15 protein-coding genes and 1 pseudogene are annotated in these 18,878 nt (G+C 65.8%); 4 read left to right on the forward strand and 12 right to left on the reverse strand.

The window, feature by feature from the left end:
• Positions 1–38 precede the first annotated feature (38 nt).
• A complete protein-coding gene (gene rtcR / locus KSS94_RS03015) occupies positions 39–1,616 on the reverse strand; it encodes an RNA repair transcriptional activator RtcR (RefSeq protein WP_217841587.1) in 1,578 nt (525 codons plus the stop codon).
• A 1,225-nt stretch (positions 1,617–2,841) separates the two neighbouring features.
• Between rtcR and KSS94_RS03020 the strand changes: the two are divergent.
• The 4 genes and pseudogenes from KSS94_RS03020 to KSS94_RS03035 all read left to right on the forward strand — a co-directional run.
• Positions 2,842–3,759, forward strand: a pseudogene (locus KSS94_RS03020) (slipin family protein); the annotation flags it as partial.
• Positions 3,760–3,943: 184 nt separating this feature from the next.
• Positions 3,944–5,149, forward strand: a complete 1,206-nt coding sequence (locus tag KSS94_RS03025; RefSeq protein ID WP_217841588.1) for an RtcB family protein — start codon at positions 3,944–3,946, stop codon at positions 5,147–5,149.
• An 18-nt stretch (positions 5,150–5,167) separates the two neighbouring features.
• Positions 5,168–5,980: a nucleotidyltransferase domain-containing protein gene (locus KSS94_RS03030; protein ID WP_217841589.1), complete on the forward strand. Its 813-nt coding sequence runs from the start codon at positions 5,168–5,170 to the stop codon at positions 5,978–5,980.
• 75 nt (positions 5,981–6,055) lie between these two features.
• Positions 6,056–7,039, forward strand: a complete 984-nt coding sequence (locus KSS94_RS03035; protein WP_217841590.1) for a zeta toxin family protein — start codon at positions 6,056–6,058, stop codon at positions 7,037–7,039.
• Positions 7,040–7,085: 46 nt separating this feature from the next.
• Here KSS94_RS03035 and KSS94_RS03040 read toward each other — a convergent pair whose 3' ends face one another.
• The 11 genes from KSS94_RS03040 to KSS94_RS03090 all read right to left on the reverse strand — a co-directional run bounded on the left by KSS94_RS03040 (position 7,086) and on the right by KSS94_RS03090 (position 18,867).
• Positions 7,086–7,973, reverse strand: a complete 888-nt coding sequence (locus KSS94_RS03040) for an alpha/beta hydrolase (RefSeq protein ID WP_217841591.1) — start codon at positions 7,971–7,973, stop codon at positions 7,086–7,088.
• A 68-nt stretch (positions 7,974–8,041) separates the two neighbouring features.
• Complete coding sequence (locus KSS94_RS03045; RefSeq protein WP_217841592.1) at positions 8,042–10,270, reverse strand: TonB-dependent siderophore receptor; 2,229 nt, start codon at positions 10,268–10,270, stop codon at positions 8,042–8,044.
• A 75-nt stretch (positions 10,271–10,345) separates the two neighbouring features.
• Complete coding sequence (locus tag KSS94_RS03050) at positions 10,346–11,692, reverse strand: HAMP domain-containing sensor histidine kinase (RefSeq protein WP_217841593.1); 1,347 nt, start codon at positions 11,690–11,692, stop codon at positions 10,346–10,348.
• A complete protein-coding gene (locus tag KSS94_RS03055) occupies positions 11,692–12,384 on the reverse strand; it encodes a response regulator transcription factor (RefSeq protein WP_217841594.1) in 693 nt (230 codons plus the stop codon). Before KSS94_RS03055 ends, KSS94_RS03050 begins: the two co-directional genes overlap by 1 nt.
• A gap of 522 nt (positions 12,385–12,906) precedes the next feature.
• Complete coding sequence (locus tag KSS94_RS03060) at positions 12,907–13,608, reverse strand: LexA family transcriptional regulator (protein WP_217841595.1); 702 nt, start codon at positions 13,606–13,608, stop codon at positions 12,907–12,909.
• A gap of 161 nt (positions 13,609–13,769) precedes the next feature.
• Positions 13,770–14,297, reverse strand: coding sequence for an inorganic diphosphatase (gene ppa / locus KSS94_RS03065; RefSeq protein ID WP_003255365.1), 528 nt, complete (start codon positions 14,295–14,297; stop codon positions 13,770–13,772).
• 93 nt (positions 14,298–14,390) lie between these two features.
• A complete protein-coding gene (locus KSS94_RS03070; protein WP_217841596.1) occupies positions 14,391–15,206 on the reverse strand; it encodes a M90 family metallopeptidase in 816 nt (271 codons plus the stop codon).
• Positions 15,207–15,213: 7 nt separating this feature from the next.
• Positions 15,214–15,861, reverse strand: a complete 648-nt coding sequence (locus KSS94_RS03075) for a DedA family protein (protein WP_217841597.1) — start codon at positions 15,859–15,861, stop codon at positions 15,214–15,216.
• Between the two features lie 215 nt (positions 15,862–16,076).
• A complete protein-coding gene (locus tag KSS94_RS03080; RefSeq protein WP_217841598.1) occupies positions 16,077–16,535 on the reverse strand; it encodes a GNAT family N-acetyltransferase in 459 nt (152 codons plus the stop codon).
• A 110-nt stretch (positions 16,536–16,645) separates the two neighbouring features.
• On the reverse strand, positions 16,646–17,464 hold the full coding sequence (gene eutC, locus KSS94_RS03085; RefSeq protein ID WP_217841599.1) for an ethanolamine ammonia-lyase subunit EutC: 819 nt from the start codon (positions 17,462–17,464) through the stop codon (positions 16,646–16,648).
• 8 nt (positions 17,465–17,472) lie between these two features.
• Positions 17,473–18,867, reverse strand: coding sequence for an ethanolamine ammonia-lyase subunit EutB (locus tag KSS94_RS03090; protein WP_217841600.1), 1,395 nt, complete (start codon positions 18,865–18,867; stop codon positions 17,473–17,475).
• Between the last annotated feature and the right edge of the window lie 11 nt (positions 18,868–18,878).

The following is an 18,878-nucleotide window of genomic DNA, read 5'->3' on the forward strand; positions in this document are numbered from 1 at the left end:
GGCGGGCAATGTCAATTGGCCAGCTTGCGGCGTGCTGATCAGCCCTTGATGCGCTTCCAGTCCAGGTCGAAGCGCGCCAGGTACTTGCGCAGGCGGTCGGCGTCGTTGGGCTTTTCCTTTTCCTGGCGCGACACCGCGAACAGCTGGCGCCCGGCCTCGGACAGGCTGGCCGCACCCCGGCACACCTGCAGCACCGCCTGCAATTGCAACTGGTCGAACAGGTCCAGTTCACGTTCGGCCAGCAGCGGCTCGGCCACTGACTCCAGCCCCCAGGCATGGCGCAGTCGGCCGATTTCTTCTTCCACCAGCGCTTCGTCGATACGCCCGCTGTCGGCCAGGGTGGCCATGCGCGTGACCGAGGCAGACAGCTCGCGGAAGTTGCCGGCCCAGCGCGCCTCGCTGGCGTGGGCGAAGGCCAGGTAGCGGCGCTTGGCCTCGAGGTTGAAGCGCACCTGGCGGTTCTGCTCGCGGGCGTGGCGCTGCAACTCGAAGTCCAGGTTCGGCTCGATGTCTTCGCGCCGCTGCGCCAGGCCCGGCAGGGCGAAGGTCCACAGGTTGATGCGGGCGAACAGGTCTTCGCGGAAGCTACCCTCGGCCACCTTGGCGCGCAGGTCGCGGTGGGTGCCGGCAATCAGCTGGAAGTCGCTTTGCACCTCGCGGTCGGCGCCCAGCGGGAAAAAGCGCTTCTCTTCGATGGCCTTGAGCAGCATGGCCTGCTCATCGGCGCCCAGCTCGCCGATCTCGTCGAGGAACAGCATGCCGCCGTCGGCGGCCCGCAGCAGGCCGTCGCGGGCGTTCTGCGCACCGGTGAAGGCGCCTTTGGCATGGCCGAACAGCGCCGACATGGCGCCGTCGCCGCGCAGGGTGGCGCAGTTCACCTCGATGAAGCGCCCGGTCAACTGATGGCGGCCGCGCTTGAGTTCGTGCACGCGGCGGGCGAGGAACGACTTGCCGGCGCCGGTGGGCCCCACCAGCAGCATCGGTGCCTTGGAGCGCAGGGCCACCCGCTCGATCTGCTCGATGGTGCGGTTGAAGTCGGCATTACGGGTGGCGATGCCGGCCTTGAGCAGCGACTGGGCCTCGGCCTGCTCGCGGCGAAAGCGCGAGGCGATCGGGTCGTAGCGCGACAGGTCGAGGTCGATCAGCGTGGCCTGGCCGGCCGGGTCGCCTTCCGGCTCGCGGCGGGGGGCAGTTTGCACCAGCCGCGCCGGCAGGTAGCGCGCCTCGGTCAGCAGGAACCAGCAGATCTGCGCCACGTGGGTGCCGGTGGTGATGTGTACCAGGTAGTCCTCGGCCTCGGTGTCGAAGGGGTAGCCGCTGGCGAAGTCGTGCAGGGCGCCGTAGACCTCTTCGAAGTCCCAGGGGTTGGTTAGGGGCAGGCTGTGCAGGCGTACTTCAGTGCGTGGCGAAAGGCTGCGGATATCGTCGCGGATGCGCTCGGCAAGGCCGATATCGCGCGCGGTGGTGCCGTGCAGCAGCTCCAGGCGGTCGATGGGCAGGTCGGGCTGCTGGCATAGCGCGACGCTGGGGCGCCAGTGGTTCCAGCGGTTCGCGCCCTTGCCTTTGCGGTCGAGTGTGGTGCCGAGAAAACCGATGGCGACGGTGGGTTTGCTCATCCGTGATTATCCAGAAATATAAAATGCTAGCGGATGATATATGAATTTTCGGGGTCTGTTTTCGTTATGCCTCTTCTGATCAAACCGTTGAAAATAAAATAATCGTTATAAATCAATAGCTTGACTAATTATTTCGCCTCGTTCTGAAAACTTGGCACGCCGCTCGCTATATCCCTTTCGACCGCATCGCCAGGCTGGCCCTCGGGACAGGGGTTATCGAAACCCCGCCGGTGCACGAACCCACGCAAGTGTCGGTGTCGTGCATGCCGCCACCGCAACGAACGGTCGCCGCCGTGCGCTCTGGTGAAAAGGGGCGTGCGGACCCTGCTTCGGCCTCAAGCCGATCCATACCCTCCAAGGTAGTTACACCCATAGGCAATACCCGCCGGTGGGGTGCAGGCAACGCGAACAGGGCCAGGCAGGCCCGCTGCAGCGAATGGATGCCTGAACCCACCGCTGGCCCACCCGGCCCGCCGGCCGGGCCTGGCGCAACGAAGCTGGCCGCAGGGGCAACGCCCCCGGCCGCTGACTCCGCCAGGCTTCGCCCACGGCGCTCGGTGGTTTGGCGAACACCGGCACTCAAGGACAACGAGAAAGGATGAACACGATGAAACTGTTGAAACGCTTTGTGGTGAAAAAGAACGAACACGGCCTGCTGCTCAAGGACGGCGAATTCGCCGGCATCCTCAAGCCTGGGCAACACAAGCGCTTCGACTGGCAGGGCCGGCTGACGCTGGTGGCCTGCCCACAGCATTCCCCGCTGCGCGACGAGCCGCTGGAGCGCTACCTGCGCCAGTATGAGCCGGCGCTGGTCGAGCAGCATTTCGACACCCTGGACATGGCCGAGCATGAAGCCGGCCTGCTGCATGAGGATGGCAAGCTCAAGGAGCTGCTGGCCGCAGACAGCCGCCGCCTGCAATGGAAAGGGCCACAGGCGCTGCGCGTGGAGCGGGTCGATCTGGCCCAGGGCCGGCGCCTGGATGCCGCGCTGCTGGCGCGCCTGCAACAGCCGGGCATCGAGGGCATGGGCAACGTGCTGCTGGTCAGCGTGCCTACCTTCAACGCCGGCGTGTTGCGCATCGACGGCGTGGTCAGCGCGTTGCTGCCGGTGGGCCAGCACGGCTTCTGGCGCTGCGGCGCCAAGGTCGAGGTGCAGACTGTCGATACCCGCCGACCGGTGTCCGAGCTGGATGCCGAGGAGTTTCACGCCCAGGGCATGGGTGAGCATTTCGTCGCCATGGACTTGGCCGCCGATGAAGTCGGCCTGCGCTTCGAGGACGGCAAGCTGGCCGAGATCCTGCCGCCGGACACCCGCCGCCAGTACTGGAAGGCCCAGGCCCGCCAGGAGTTGCAGCGCGTCGACCTGAAACAGGGCCTGCGCCTGGACGCCGGGCAGGTGGCCCGGCTTAACCGCCCGGGTGTGGCCGGCATGGAGCATGTGCTGCTGGCGCTGGTGCCGGCCTTTCATGTGGGCGTGCTGAAGATCGACGGCGTGGTGGTCGGTTTGCTCGAACCCGGGCAGCATGGTTACTGGCGGTGTGGCAGCCAGGTCGAGGTGGAGATGGTCGACACCCGCCTGCAGGCGCTGGAGGTGAGCGGGCAGGAGATCCTCACCCGCGACAAGGTCAGCCTGCGCCTGAGCCTGGTGGCCAACTGGCGCTACCTGGATGTACTGGGGGCCCATGCGCGCATGAGCAAACCGGTGGAACACCTGTACCGCGAGCTGCAGTTCGGCCTGCGGGCAGCAGTGGGTACCCGCACCCTGGACGAGTTGCTGGAAGACAAGCAACTGATCGACGACAGCGTCACCGGGCACCTGCGTACGCAATTGCAGGACAGCGGCCTGGAGGTGGGCAGCCTGGGGGTGCGTGACATCATCCTGCCGGGCGAGATGAAGACCCTGCTGGCGCAGGTGGTGGAAGCCGAGAAATCGGCCCAGGCCAACGTCATCCGCCGCCGCGAGGAAACCCAGGCGACCCGCTCGCTGCTGAACACCGCCAAGGTGATGGAAGGCAACCCCACCGCGCTGCGGCTCAAGGAGCTGGAAACCCTGGAGCGGGTGGCCGAGCGCATCGACCGGATCTCGGTGGTCGGCGGGCTGGACCAGGTGTTGAACGGGTTGGTCAGTCTGAAGACCGGTTGAGCCGCCCCGGCGAGCCCTGCTCCAAAGGATATACATCGATTTCGTGGGAGCGGGCTTGCCCCGCGATTGATGGCACCGGCGATGCCGGTATCGCGGGGCAAGCCCGCTCCCACGTCCCCGCCCTTTGGCGCTACAGCGCAAGCCCGGGGTGTGGGCTGGAACAGAACAAACAAGGAACAGCGTAATGAACATTCTCGAAGTCGCCGGCGGCAAGCCGATCAAACTGTGGACCGACGGCGTGCCAGTCGATGACGGCGCCCGTCGCCAGCTCAGCAACACCGCCCAAATGCCATTCATCTTCAAGCACCTGGCGGTCATGCCCGATGTGCACCTGGGCAAGGGCTCGACCATCGGCAGCGTGATCCCCACCGTGGGCGCGATCATCCCGGCGGCTGTAGGCGTGGACATCGGCTGCGGCATGATCGCCGCGCGCACCTCGCTGCATGCCCGCGACCTGCCCGACCACCTGCATGGCCTGCGCAGTGCGATCGAAAAGGCCGTGCCCCATGGCAAGACCTTCGGCCGCCGCGACCAGGGTGCCTGGGGCGATGTGCCGAACCAGGCCGACCAGGCCTGGAGCGCCCTGGCCGGGCGCTTCAAGGCAATCACCGACAAGTACCCGCAACTGGAGAAGACCAACAACCGCCAGCACCTGGGCACCCTGGGCGGGGGCAACCACTTCATCGAGGTGTGCCTGGACGAGGCCGACCGGGTCTGGTTCATGCTGCACAGCGGCTCGCGCGGGGTGGGCAATGCCATCGGCAACCTGTTCATTCAGCTGGCCCAGGCCGACATGCGCCAGCACATCGCCAACCTGCCAGACAAGGACCTGGCGTATTTCGAGGAAGGCAGCCGGCACTTTGCCGACTATGTCGAGGCGGTGGAGTGGGCCCAGGATTTCGCCCGGCAAAACCGCGAACTGATGATGCTGGCGGTGGTGGAAGCGACCCGCAAGGTGCTGGGCCGGCCATTCGAGGCGCGGCTTGAGGCAGTCAACTGCCACCACAACTACGTGCAGAAGGAGCAGCACTTCGGCCGCGAAGTGCTGGTGACGCGCAAGGGCGCGGTGTCGGCGCAGAAGGGCGAGCTGGGCATCATCCCCGGCTCCATGGGGGCCAAGAGCTTCATCGTGCGCGGCCTGGGTAACGAGGAATCGTTCTGCTCGTGCAGCCACGGCGCTGGCCGGGTGATGAGCCGAACCCAGGCCAAGAGCCGGTTCAGCGTCGAGGACCAGCAGCGCGCCACGGCCCATGTGGAATGCCGCAAGGACAGCGCGGTGATCGACGAGATCCCCATGGCCTACAAGGATATCGACGCGGTGATGCAGGCCCAGCGCGAGCTGGTGGAAGTGGTGCACACCCTGCGCCAGGTGGTGTGCGTGAAAGGATGAAAGCAAGGAGCGATGACGATGCAACTGCAAGACCCCCACCCATTACCCGCCGCCATGCGTGCGTGGGTACTCGATGAACTGCAGCGTATCGAGGCCGAGCATGAGGTGACGGTGCTGTATGCCTGCGAGTCCGGCAGCCGGGCCTGGGGCTTCGCCTCGCCGGACAGCGACTTTGATGTGCGCTTCGTCTATGTGCCGCGTACCGAGTGGTATTTGCGGGTGGATGAGCCGCGCGATGTGATCGAGCGGCCGCTGACCGATGAGCTGGACATCAGCGGCTGGGAGCTGCGCAAGGCCCTGCGGCTGATGCGCGGGGCCAACCCCAGCCTGCTCGAGTGGCTGGGTTCGCCGCTGGTTTACCGTGCCGACCCGCAGGCGCTGGCCAGCCTGCGTGAACTGGGGCAGGCGTTCTATTCGCCACGGGCGGTGCGCCATCACTACCTGTCGATGGCGCGCAAGAACCTGCGCGGCTACCTATTGGGCGATACCGTGCGGCTGAAGAAGTACCTGTACGTGATCCGCCCGCTGCTGGCGGTGCGCTGGATCGACCAGGGCCTGGGCATGCCGCCGACGGCGTTCGGCGAGTTGCTGGCGGCCACCGTGGACGAGCCGCCGTTGCTGGCGGCGATCGAGGCGTTGCTAGCGGTGAAGCGCCGCAGTGGCGAGGCGGTCGAAGGGCCACGCGACCCGGTACTGCATGGCTTCATCGAGGCGCAGTTGGCACGGGCCGAGGGTGTGCAGGCGCCAGCGCCGGCCCGTGGCGACAGCGCCTTGCTCGATGCCCTGTTGCGCGAGACGGTGCTGCGCCGCGCCCAGGCACCGTTGCAATAACTACCGCCTGGCTCGCCCATGCTCGGCCTAGCCTGTTGTCCCGCCCGATTCCGGGCAATCGACAGGATCACCTGCATGAGCGAGCTATACACCTTCACCGAACAGGATGTGACCAACGCCTTCGAGGCGCTTGAAGCCAGCCTGTTCGAGCGTAAACGCCACACCGGGCCGGATGAGCAGCCCGGGCCGCGCATGCTGGTGGTGGCCGGCGCCGAAGGTTCCGGCAAGACCTACCTGCTGGAGCATTCGCTGTTGCCGAGCCTGCGCTATGACGACTACGTCAAGCTGTATGACCCGGCCTTTCGCAAGCTGCACCCGCAGTACGAGGCAATGAAGGCGCTGGGCGGCCGGCATGTCTACGCCCATACCGAGCAGTTCATCTGGCAGTTGGGCAACAAAATCTTCGCCTACGCGCTGGGCAACCGTTACGACATCATCATGGAAACCGCGCTGGACGCGCTGGCCTTTGCCAGTGTGCCTGGCATGGCGCAGCAGGCGGGTTACCAACTGGAGCTGCACCTGATCGCCTGCCAGAAGGAGTTCGGCCACTGGACGACCCTTGAGCGCGCGGTGAAGAGCGTGGCCGAGGACGCGCTGGAGCGTTTCGTTTCGCTGAGCAAGATCGAGCAGTCGCAGGCCAATGCCCAGAAGATCATCGACGCCTTCGAAGTGGCCTGCCTGCAGGCGGCCGGCTCGCGAATCTGCCTGTACCGGCGCGGCATGGATACCGACCGTGAAAGCCGGGTGCTGTGTCACAGCGTCAGCTCGCCCGAGGGGCAGCTGGTGCCGCAGGCGGATCACTTCGGCGAGCCTTTGCTTGAGGCGCCGCAAGCCGAGCCGTCGTTCCAGATCCGCCGCAGGGCGCAGGATGAAGCCTCCAGCACCTATCCGCAGTATTTCCAGTTGGTACACACCGGCATGCTCGATGCGCAGGTGCGCAGCAAGATGCTCAAGGCCTGTTGCAGCACCCTGGGCAGGGCGCAGAAGCTGAGCGAGTTGGTGCCTGCCGACGCCTTTCGCGAGCTGTCCCTGTACGTGCTCAAGTACCTGAATCCCTGAATCCCTGAATCCCTGAATCCCTGAAGCGCTGGGGCCCCCGGGCCGTTCATCGGGATAGCCCGGCCAGTACCTGGGCCAGCGAGGCCGGCAGCATCGGGCCATGGCTCAGCCCGGGGAAATGCTGGTAGCGCACCTGCAGGCCTTCGACCTTGGCCAGCCTGGCTGCCAGCTCGCGCATCGGCCGGTCACTGTCCGGGTTCGGGGCGGCACGCGGGTTGGACGGCTCGTCGTCACCGCGCATCAGCAGCAGGCGCGGCTGGCTGCTGCCCAGGCGTTGGGCAAGGCCAGGCAGTTCGCGCGCGATGGCGCCGTCGTGCCACCACAGCGAGGGGCTGGCGACGGCATAGTCGCTGAACATGGCCGGGCGGGTGAACAGGGTATGCAGCACTGCCAGAGCGCCATACGAGTGGCCCCAGAGGGTCTGGCGGGCAGGGTCGATCGGGGCCATGGCGGCGACCTGCGGGCGCATGCGCTGTTCCAGCAGGTCGAGGAAGCGGTCGATGCCGCCGCTCGGCTGGCCGGTCAAGGGGTCGCGCTGCTCGGCCAGGCCGGGCACCGTCGGCGTGAAGTCGAAGGTCCGGGCGCTGCGTTCGATGCGTTGCTCGCTCTGGTAACCGATGGCCACCAGCAGCGGTGCCTGGCCGGCGGCGAGCTGGCGCAATTGTTGGGCCTGCAAGGCGCCGATGGCGGCGTTGCCATCGAGCATCCACAGCACCGGGTAACCAGCGGCTGGCGCCGGGCGCTCGGGTTTGCCGACCCACAGGCGGTAATGGCGCTGGCCATCGGCCGAGTCCAGGTCGATGTGGCTGAAGTGGTAGGGCAGGTCCTGGCGTTGCAGCAGCGTCGTGTCCATCTGCTGTTCAGGCTGCGGCTGGGCCTTGGCGCTGGCGGCCAACGCCAGCGCCAAGGCCAGGCCGAGGGCGATCTTGTTCATCAGGGGTTCTCGACGTGTCGTTCGTTACAGCGCCGCCGCGCCGTGGTTCGCGGCGCGGCGGCGGGGCCTCAGAACGAGGCGGTGAGGCTGGTGTAGAAGGTGCGGCCCGGTTCGTTGTAGGTGGCCGCGCCAGCACCTTCGATGTTGTTCACGCCCTGCGCGTTGCCGGCCCGGTACAGGCGTTTGTCGAGCAGGTTGTCGACCCCGGCGGTGACACTCAGGTTCTTGCTGATCGCGTAGGTGCCGCTGGCACCGACCAGGGCGTAGGGCGCCAGTTGGTCGGTGGCCGAGCCGGTCACACGGTCGCCGTGGTAGTCGTACTTTTTCGGTTTTTGCTTGCCGTACCAGGCCACGCTCAGTTGCAGCGACAGATCGTCGGTGGCTTGCCAGTCGAGCATCGAGTTGAGGGTGTAGGCCGGGGTCACCGACAGGGTGTCGCCGGTTTCCTTGTTTTTCGACTGCAGCATGTAGGTGAGGTTGTTGCTCCACTTGAGCTGCTCGTTCAGCGGGATGGTCAGGGTGCCTTCCAGGCCCTCGACCAGCGCCTTGGGGATGTTCTCCCACTGGTAGATCGCAGCGTTGGCATAGCTGCCGGTACCACCGGTGGCGTTGCCGATTTTGCCGAGGCCCGAGTCGATCTTGTTCTTGTAGTCGTTACGGAAGTACGTAAGCCCGGCCACCCAGCCGTCACGCTGGAATTCGATGCCCAGCTCCTTGTTGACGCTGGTCTCGGCCTTGAGGTTTTCGTTGCCTTGCAGGTAGCAGCTGGTGCTCTGCCCATAGCAGCCCTGGCCGCGGCTGTAGAGCAGGTAGTCGGGGTTCAGCTGATACAGGTTCGGCGCCTTGTAGGCCCGAGCGATACCGGCCTTGAGGGTGAGGCTGTCGGTCAGCGCGTGGGACAGGTTGAGCGACGGGCTCCAGTTGTCGCCGACAATGCTGTGGTGGTCGAAGCGCAGCGCCGGGGTGAGCATGGTGCCGGGCAGCAGCTCGATGTTGTCCTCGGCGAACAGCGAGAAGATCTGCGCCTGGGAGGTGGTGCTGCGGTTAGTGCTGGTCAGGCCGGCAACACTGCCACCCTCGCTGGTGGTCTGGGTGTTGGCGCTGGGGTCGTCGAGTTTCTGCTGGCTCCATTCGCTGCCCAGGGTCAGGGTCTGGTCGCGCCAGGCGTGCAGCGGCAGGTTGAGTTCGCCGTGGGCGGTGAGGTCGCGCAGGGTCGAGGTGTAGAAGTCGCTGTTGCTGAAAATGCCCTCGGTGCCCCCGGCCAGGCCTTCGTTGATGCGGCTGTTGCGGGTCTTGGCGTACTGCAGGTAGGCCATCGAGCTGCCGAAGTCCCAGTCGCCACGGTGGGTGATGGCGTAGTTCTCGCGGTACATGATGTTGGTTTCGCGGCCCAGCATGTTTTTCACGGTGCTGTTGGAGTTGGTGTTTTGCGTGTCGCCGCTGTAGATGTTGCCCTGGCGGCTGAAACCTGCCTCGAAGTCGAGGGTCTGCTGCGGGGTCAGGTGCCAGCTGAGCAGGCCGTTGAGGTCCTTGTTGCGCACGCCCTCGCGGCCGGCCGGCAGGGTGCCGACCTGGTTGCCGGTACGCGCCGATTCATGGCCCTGGTTGATGTCGGCATCGTCCGCGTCGGTCTTGGCGACGTTGCCATACACGCGGTAGCTGAGGCTGTCGGTGAGCGGGCCGTTGAGGCCGAAGCTCACGCGCTTGGTGGCGCCTTCGTCAGCGTGCTGCGGGAAGTTCTGGTATACCGTCATGTTGCCGTGGGTCTGGCTGCCGGCCTGCTTGGTGATGATGTTGATCACCCCGCCCATGGCCCCAGAGCCGTAACGCGCGGCGGCCGGGCCGCGGATCACCTCGATGCGCTCGACCTGGTCGGCCGGCACCCAGTTGGTGTCGCCACGGCTGTCGCGCTCGCCGCGCCAGCCGTAGCGCACCGCATTGCGGCTGGCCACCGGCTTGCCGTCGACCAGGATCAGGGTGTTTTCCGGGCCCATGCCGCGGATGTCGATCTGCCGGTTGTTGCCGCGCTGGCCGCTGGTGGAGTTGCCGGTGAGGTTGACCCCCGGCATGGTGCGGATGATCTGCGACAGGTCGTTGGCTGGCGGGCGCTTCTTGATGTCTTCGGCGGTGATCACCGATACGCCCGGCGCCTGCTTGGTTTCTTCCAGTGCGGTGGCCACCACGTTCTGGCTTTCCAGTTCGATCGGTTCGGGCTGGTTGGCGGCCTGCACGGCGCTGGCCAGCAGGCAGCTGGACAGCAGCAGGAAGGGGGCGAGGGGGAGCGGGCGGGGCGACATGTGGGATCTCCGGCATGGCGGGCTGAATTCGAGAGATCACAGATGGTAATTACTCTTATTTGAGAGTAAAGCGCATTAACTTTCTAAACACTTCTCGCCTGCCGGCAGCAGCAGGTGCTGCACCAGCCCGGGGTTGGCGTTGCTCGCCCACAGCCTGCCGCCTTGCAGCTCGACGCCGCGCCGGGCGATGGCCAGGCCCAGGCCAAAACCCGCGCCGCTGTTTGGCAGGCGCCGGTAGGGCTGGAAGATCTGCTCCAGTTCATCTTCCGGTACACCGGGCCCCTGGTCGCGCAGGCACAGGTGCCAGTGTTCGCCTTCGCGCCAGCCGTCCAGAATCACCTGGCTGCTGGGCGGCGAATGGCGGATGGCGTTGCGCAGCAGGTTCTCCAGGGCCTGGGCCAGACTGTCCAGGTGCGCCTGCACCACACAGTCGATGCCCAGGCTGCAGGGCAGGCGCTCGACGCCCCAGCCACTTTCGAAGCAGCAGTCCTGCACCAGCGCCTCCCATACCGACAGCACCTGCACAGGTTCGGTGGGCAGTTGCGGGCGCTCGGTGTCCATCCAGGCAAGGTCCAGGGTGTCCTCCAGCAGCTTTTGCATGTCGTCCACCTCGCGTTCCAGGCGCTGGCGCAACTGTTCTGGCGGCAGCTGGCTGTCGTGGGCGATGCGCAGGCGTGCCAGCGGCGTGCGCAGCTCGTGGGACAGGGTGCGCAGCAGCAGGCGCTGCTGCTCGAGGCTGCGGCGCAGGCGCACGGCCATGTGCTCGAAGGCCTGGGCCAGCTCACCCAGTTCGTCGTGGCGGGTTTGCAGGGCCAGGCCGGGGCTTTCGAGGTCGTCGGCGCGCAAGGCATCGGCGCGGTCGCGCAGGCGATTGAGCGGGGCGACCAGGTGGCGGTACAACGCCAGGCCCAGCAGCAGCGCCAGCAGCGCTGGGGCCACGCCGTGGGTGACCACGTGGGTCCAGGGTGTGAGGCCGGTGGGCAGCAGGTGTTCGGGCAACTGGATCACCAGGCGGCCGTCTTGCGGGCGCTCGGGGAACGCGATGCTGACGTAGGGCAGCTCGTCCTGCAGGCGCCGGCTCATCGGCCAGTCGAGCTTGCGCATGAAGGTCAGGCGGCTGGCTTCGTCGGCGCTCAAGGGGGTGGTGCCGAGGCTTTCCAGGCGTGGGCCGACCACGGCCACCCAGGTGTCTTCTTCGCGTTCCAGCTGGTGGCGGAAGTTTTCCACAGCAGTGGCGCCACCGCTGCGCCAGGCCTGTTCGGCTTGGCCGGCGAAGCGTGCCAGGTAGAGCCGTTCGGTGGGGGCGAGGAAGTACGTGCTGCGCTCCACCGACAGGCCCCAGGTCCAGATGATCCAGGTCAGCAGCAGGCAGAAGCACACCTGCAGCAGCGCCAGTTTCCACAGCAATGGGTGGCGGCGCATCAGGTGTTACCGCTGTCGACCAGGATGTAGCCCTGGCCGCGCACCGCCTGGATTTGCAGGTGCCCGGCGCCGATGGCGGCGAGCTTGCGGCGCAGGTTGCACACATGCACATCCAGCCCGCGGTCCAAGCGGGTATAGGCCCGGTGCAGCACGCTCTGGTAGAGGAACGGTTTGCTCAGCGCCTCGCCCGGGTGCGCCTGCAGGGTGGCCAGCAAGCGGAACTCCGAGCCGGTCAGCCCGGCGCTGCGGCCCTGGTGGACGACGTCCTGGTTGGCCTCATTGAAGTTCAGTGTGCTGCTGGCCTGTGGCGGGTTGGGGCGCCGGTCCAGCGCTACCCGGCGCAGCAGCGCGTCGACCCGGGCATCCAGTTCGGCCAGGCTGAACGGCTTGGGCAGGTAGTCGTCGGCGCCACGGGTGAAGCCGCTGATGCGGTCCTGTTCGGCGCCCAGGGCCGACATCAGCATCACTGGCACCGCCTGGTGGCGGCGCAGCTCGTCGAGCAGGGTCAGGCCGTCGATGCCCGGCAGCATGATGTCCAGCAGGATCAGGTCGAATTGGCCCTGGGGCAGGGCGGCCAGGGCCTGGGTGCCGTTCTCGCAGGCACTTACGCTGAAACCGCGGCGCTGGAAGTGCTGCAAGAGGTCCTGACGCAGGCTGGGGTCGTCTTCGGCGAGGAGGAGCTTGAAGGGCACGGAGGAGAGGCCTTGAATGGGAATGCATTGCAAATGCGAATAATCCCACTTGAGGGTGGCGGGGGGCAATGGCCAAGGGCTGGCATTTCGTCGCGGGGGATGGTGCTTTGAAGTAGCTTGCGTCAGGGCTGGCAGGTGTTCGCCGTGAGCTTTGCAGCGCCTATCAGATCGAGCGCCGCCCGCGCGGCGCTCGATCTGATAGGCGCTGCAAAGCTCACGGCGAACACCTGGCCGCCATCACGCGATGCTTCGCAATAACAGGCGCCAAGCAACCGATAAAGGCAAACAACAGGCATTAAAAAGCCGGCTTGTGGCCGGCTTTCGGGGACGATCTTGGCTCATTTTTGATAAGCCGCAATCGCCTTAAACGGTTGGCAACATGGCCTGAAAAAGATGGCGGACGGCTGTGTGAGGCGTCGCCAGGCCCTCTGGAATGCGGCTTGCACCATCAGAGGGCGTGATGTGCGGCGTAGCATACTAGGGCTTGCCGGGGATGCCCAGCAAAAAGTGGTGCCAGGTGTTTCAAGCCGGGCGCACGGGCCGCAGACACGACCACCAGAATACCCAGCCGATAATTTCCAGCCGCTGCGCCTTGCGGCGCTGGGCGGTGTAACGCTCCATCGGGTAGTTGAGGCGGTCGTGGCTGTGCAGGCACAGGGTGCCGTTGTGGCCGTGGCTGAGCTGGTGCACCCGCAGGCGACCGTTGTGCAGCAGGGCGTAATACTCGCCCTTGATCACCTGGGTGAAGTTACGGTCGATGGCCAGCAGCGTGCCCTGGGGCAGCAGCGGCGCCATGTTGTCGGCCGGCATGCCGATGCAGATACTGTGCCCGGCGGCCACGCCCAGGCTGTCCAGCGCCTGCGCAGGTATCGCCTGGTGCAGCCCGGGAACCGGCACAAGCTTGCCCTGGCTGACCTGGTGCAGCGGGATGGGTACCCCGGCCGGCGCCAGGTCGAGCAGGGGCGCAGGTGGCGGCAGTTGGCGGGGTGCCGGGGGGCGCGCCGGAATCAGCGGGTCGGGGTGCTTGGGGCCTTCGCCGGTACGCAGCCAGCGCCGGTGCACGCAGAACAGGTCGGCGAATTCGTCGAGCCGGGCCTGGGGCACGCCACGCTTGAACCAGTTGTTGACGTGCTGGGGCGTGATCTTGCGCTGGGCGGCAAAATCGGAAGGGGTCAGGTTGCACTCCTGCAGGAGCGCTTTGAAGCGATCACCGGATGTATTCATGCCGGTGAGTCTATCGCCCCGTAATCTGTAGGGAAATGAACCCGATGTAGAGGCGAACTGTGGGAAAAGTCTCTATTTGTAGGCCGTTTCTTAAGGTGCTGTAGGAGTTTTCTTTGGGGCAGAAAAAAGCCCCGCCGAAGCGGGGCTTTTCGTGGTCAGGCTCAGCCCTTGTAGGCAGCAACCGACTTGGTGATCGCGGCGCGGGCGGCGTCGGCGCCTTCCCAGCCTTCGATCTTGACCCACTTGCCCTTCTCCAGGTCCTTGTAGTTGGCGAAGAAGTGCTCGATCTGCTGGATCAGCAGCGCTGGCAGGTCGGTGTATTCCTTCACGTCAACGTACAGCTGGCTCAGCTTGTCGTGCGGTACGGCGATGACCTTGGCGTCGCCGCCACCGTCGTCGGTCATGTTCAGCACGCCGACCGGGCGGGCGCGGATCACCGAGCCTGGGGCTACCGGGTACGGGGTCACTACCAGTACGTCCAGCGGGTCACCGTCGTCGGCCAGGGTGTTGGGGATGAAGCCGTAGTTGGCCGGGTAGAACATCGGGGTCGCCATGAAACGGTCAACGAACAGGGTGTCGCTGTCCTTGTCGATCTCGTACTTGATCGGCGCGTGGTTGGCCGGGATCTCGATAGCGACGTAGATGTCGTTCGGCAGGTCTTTGCCAGCCGGGATCTTGCTGTAGCTCATTGGGCAGTGCCCCCGTGTTTGATCAAAAAAGTGGCGGCGATTATAGGCACATTCCACCTGTGCATGCCACGCCCGGCCTGATGTGCGGGGCGCTCAGGCGTGCTGCTGGCGGTAGTCGGGGTGCTCGCGCTGCAGGCGTGCCAGACGGGCCAGCGGGTCCTGGCGGTAGAACAGCACCAGTTGCTGGTAGACCTTTGGATAAGCCTCGTGCAGCAGGTCGGGGGCACTGAAGAAGTATTCGCTGGTAACGGCAAAGAACTCCGCCGGGTTTTCCGCAGCGTAGGGGTCGATGGCGGTTTCAAGCTCGGGGTCGGCGTCGAGCTGGCGGTTCAGGTCGTCATAGGCCTGCTGCATGGCCTCGGCCCAGTCCTGCATGCGCATGCCGGCGTGCAGCGGCGGCAGGCCGTTGGCGTCGCCGTTGAGCATGTCGAGCTTGTGCGCCAGTTCGTGGATCACCAGGTTGTAGGCGTCCCAGCCGCCGCCGGCCAGCACCCCGTCCCAGGCCATGATCACCGGGCCCTGTTGCCAGGCCTCGCCGCTGTGTTCGGCGTCCCATACGTGCTCCACGCCGCTGGCGTCGCGGTGGCGCTGCGGGCTCTTGAAGTCGTCGGGGTAGAGGATGATTTCGTGGAAGCCCTGATACCAGTTCAGCTCGCCCAGGTGCAGCAGTGGCAGTTGCGCCTGGGCCGCCAGCAGCAGGCGCTGGCCGTCGTCCAGGGTAACTCCGGGCAGGGTGGTCAGGTGCTTGTGGTGCAGGAACAGCACGCAGGCTTCGCGCAGCCAGCGGTCTTCGTCGTCACTGATGCCGTCCAGCAGCGGTAGCTGCTGACGCACGGCCTGCCACAGTTGCTCGTCAACCGGGTAGCGGGCCAGGGTGCGCCGGCGGCGCCAGGCGCTGAACGACCACATGGTTGGCTTAGTGGGCCTTGGCTGCGCGGCCCAGACGGCCCCGCAGCAGGCCGAGGATCATCGGCACCAGCGACAGCACGATGATGGCCACCACCATCAACGACAGGTGCTGCTTGATGAACGGCACGTTGCCGAAGAAGTAACCGAGGGTTACCAGGCCGCCGACCCACAGCAGCGAGCCGACCACGCTGAAGGTGAGAAAGCGCGGGTAGTGCATGTGGGCGATGCCGGCGACGAACGGTGCGAAGGTGCGCAAAATCGGCAGGAAGCGCGCCAGGGTGACGGTTTTGCCACCATGGCGGGCATAGAACTCGTGGGTGCGTTGCAGGTAGTCCTGGCGGAAGATCTTCGACTTGGGGTTGCTGAACAGCCGCTCGCCGGCAGTACGCCCGATCACGTAGTTGGTGCTGTCGCCCAGAATGGCCGCAGCCATCAGCAGGCCTGCCAGCAGTACCGGGTCCATGCCACCGCCGGCCGCTACGGCGCCGGCAATGAACAGCAGCGAATCACCGGGCAGGAACGGCATCACCACCAGGCCGGTTTCGCAGAAGATCACGGTGAACAGGATGGCGTAGATCCAGGGGCCGTAGTTGGTGACCAGCAGATCGAGGTAGGCATCGAGATGCAGGATGAGGTCCAGCGGGTTGAAATCCATGTACAGCACCTGTGTTCTTGACCCGCTTCTACGGGCGCGCGATGACGGACGGCGTCTTGGGCGTGGGCAGGTTCACCTGCAAAGAGGTAACTTTTCACACATGACAGGAGGGGGATTATACGGCGAAGCGGGGAAAGTGCCCGGGGAGTTTGTAGCGGGGGGTTACCAGGCTGCTTCGGTCGAAAGCGCCCCTGTGGGAGCGGGCGCTGCGTCAGCTATTCCAGGCTGATCGGCAACACATAGTTCTCGAACTCGGTGTCCTTGCGAAAACCGATCGACTCGTAAGTCTTGCGCGCCACCTCGTTACCGCTGCTGGTGGACACGCGCATACGCACAGCGTTGGTTTCGCGGGCCATCTTCTTGGCTTCGCGCATCAGGTGGTCGGCCACCAGCATGCGCCGCGAATCTTCGGCCACGTAGATGTCGTTGAGAATCCACACGCGCTTGAGCGACAGCGACGAAAAGCTCGGGTAAAGCTGGCAGAAGCCCAGCAGCTTGCTGTCGTCGTCCACTGGCATGGCCAGGTAGATCACCGACTCGCCGCGCTTGAGGCGTTTTTCCAGAAAGGTGCGCGAGGTGTCCGGGTAAGGCAGTTCGCCGTAGAACTCGCGGTACTTCACGAACAGTGGAGTGAGCAGGTCGAGGTGTTCCAGGGTTGCCTTGATGATGCGCATGGGCGGGCCTCTGAGTCCATTGAGGGGATACGGCGGATTGCCAGCAGCGTTCAATCCGCATGCTGCCTAAAGCTGGCTACAAGCGCAATCCACCCTCGGTTACAGCTTTCTTACCCTTCGCCGAGCAGGAAGTTGCCGTTCTTGCTGACAGATCCGTCGTTTTCAAGGCTATGGACCTCGGCTTCGTCCTTCAGATTCACCCCCGACAGCTGGCGCCTGCAGGCTTCGCGCATCAGGTACAGCAGGCGATGGGCGGCCATGCCGTAGCTCAGGCCCTCCAGGCGCACGTTGGAGATGCAGTTGCGGTAGGCGTCGGTCAGGCCGACCTTGGGTGCGTAGGTGAAGTACAGCCCCAGGCTGTCGGGCGAGCTGAGCCCGGGGCGTTCGCCGATCAGCATCACGGTCATGCGTGCGCCCAGCAGCTCGCCCACTTCGTCGGCCACCGCCACCCGGCCTTGTTCCACCAGCACCACCGGGGCGCTGGTCCAGCCGTCGGCGGCGGCCTGTTCCTCGAAACGCGCCAGAAACGGCAAGGTGTGGCGGTGCACGGCCAGCGCCGACAGGCCGTCGGCGACGACGATGGCCAAATCGACGCCGCCGGGGTTGGCCTGCACATGCTCGCGCAGTAGCTGCGCCGAATCGTCATGCAGGCGCCGGCCCAGGTCGGGGCGTTGCAGGTACTGGTGGCGGTCGCTGGCGGCGCTGTGCAGCAGCAGGCTGTCGCGGCCACGCTCGTGCAATTGCTGGCGCAAGCCTTGGTGGTCGAACGGCAGGTGCACGGCATCGCGGGCCTGGGCGTGGGCGTACTGGAAGTCCAGCTGCGCGCCGGTGGGCAGGCTGATGCCGGTGCGGCCCAGGGCGATGCGCGCAGGGGTCAGGTTGCGCAAGGCCAGCCAGGGATTGTCGGTGCTCGGTGTGTGTCGGTCCATGGTCATCCCTATGCCAGCTGTGCCAGGGCCTGGCGGAAGGCCGGCGGCAGGTTGTCGCCGAAACGGATGCGCCCGTCGGCCTGGGTGAAGATGCCGGTGCGCGCAAGCCAGGCCTCGAATTCCGGCCCCGGGCGCAGGCCCAGGGTCTGGCGGGCGTACAGCGCGTCGTGGAACGAGGTGGTCTGGTAGTTGAGCATGATGTCGTCGGAGCCGGGGATGCCCATGATGAAGTTGATCCCGGCCACCCCCAGCAGGGTCAGCAGGGTGTCCATGTCGTCCTGGTCGGCTTCGGCGTGGTTGGTGTAGCAGATGTCGCAGCCCATGGGCACGCCCAGCAGCTTGCCGCAGAAGTGGTCTTCAAGGCCTGCGCGGATGATCTGCTTGCCGTTGTACAGGTACTCCGGGCCGATGAAGCCGACCACGGTGTTGACCAGAAACGGCTTGAAGTGCCGGGCCACGGCGTAGGCGCGGGTTTCGCAGGTTTGCTGGTCGACGCCGTGGTGGGCGTTGGCCGACAGCGCGCTGCCCTGGCCGGTCTCGAAATACATCAGGTTTTGCCCGACGCTGCCGCGCTTGAGCGAAAGGCCTGCCTCGTAGCCCTCCTGCAGCACGTTGAGGTTGATGCCAAAGCCTGCATTGGCCGCTTCGGTGCCGGCGATGGACTGGAACACCAGGTCCAGCGGCACGCCGCGGTTGATCGCCTCGATCGAGGTGGTGACGTGGGTGAGCACGCAGGCCTGGGTGGGGATGTCGTAGCGCTGGATGATGGCATCGAGCATCTCCAGCAGGGCGCAGATCGACGAAATGCTGTCGGTGGCCGGGTTGATGCCGATCATCGCGTCGCCGTTGCCGTACAGCAGGCCGTCGAGAATGCTGGCGGCGATGCCGGCCGGCTCGTCGGTGGGGTGGTTGGGTTGCAGCCGGGTCGACAGCCGCCCGCGCAGGCCCATGGTGCCGCGAAACGCCGTGACCACGCGGATCTTCTGCGCCACCAGCACCAGGTCCTGTACGCGCATGATCTTCGATACCGCTGCGGCCATTTCCGGGGTCAGGCCGGGAGCCAGGGCGCGCAGGCTGTGCTCGTCGGCCTGCTCGCTGAGTAGCCAGTCGCGCAGGCCGCCGACGGTCAGGTGGCTGACCGGGGCGAAGGCTGCCTGGTCATGGGTGTCGACGATCAGCCGGGTGACTTCGTCTTGCTCATAGGGGATCAGCGCTTCGTTCAGAAAATGCTTGAGCGGGATATCGGCCAGGGCCATCTGCGCTGCCACCCGCTCGCCATCGTTGCTGGCGGCAACGCCGGCCAGGTAGTCGCCGGAGCGCGCCGGGCTGGCCTTGGCCATTACCTCTTTGAGGCTGTCGAAGCGGTAAAGCTGGTTGCCCACGGTGTGTACGAAAACTGCCATACAGAATCTCC

Origin of the sequence: Pseudomonas fakonensis, from assembly GCF_019139895.1 — a bacterium.
Lineage (GTDB): Bacteria > Pseudomonadota > Gammaproteobacteria > Pseudomonadales > Pseudomonadaceae > Aquipseudomonas > Aquipseudomonas fakonensis.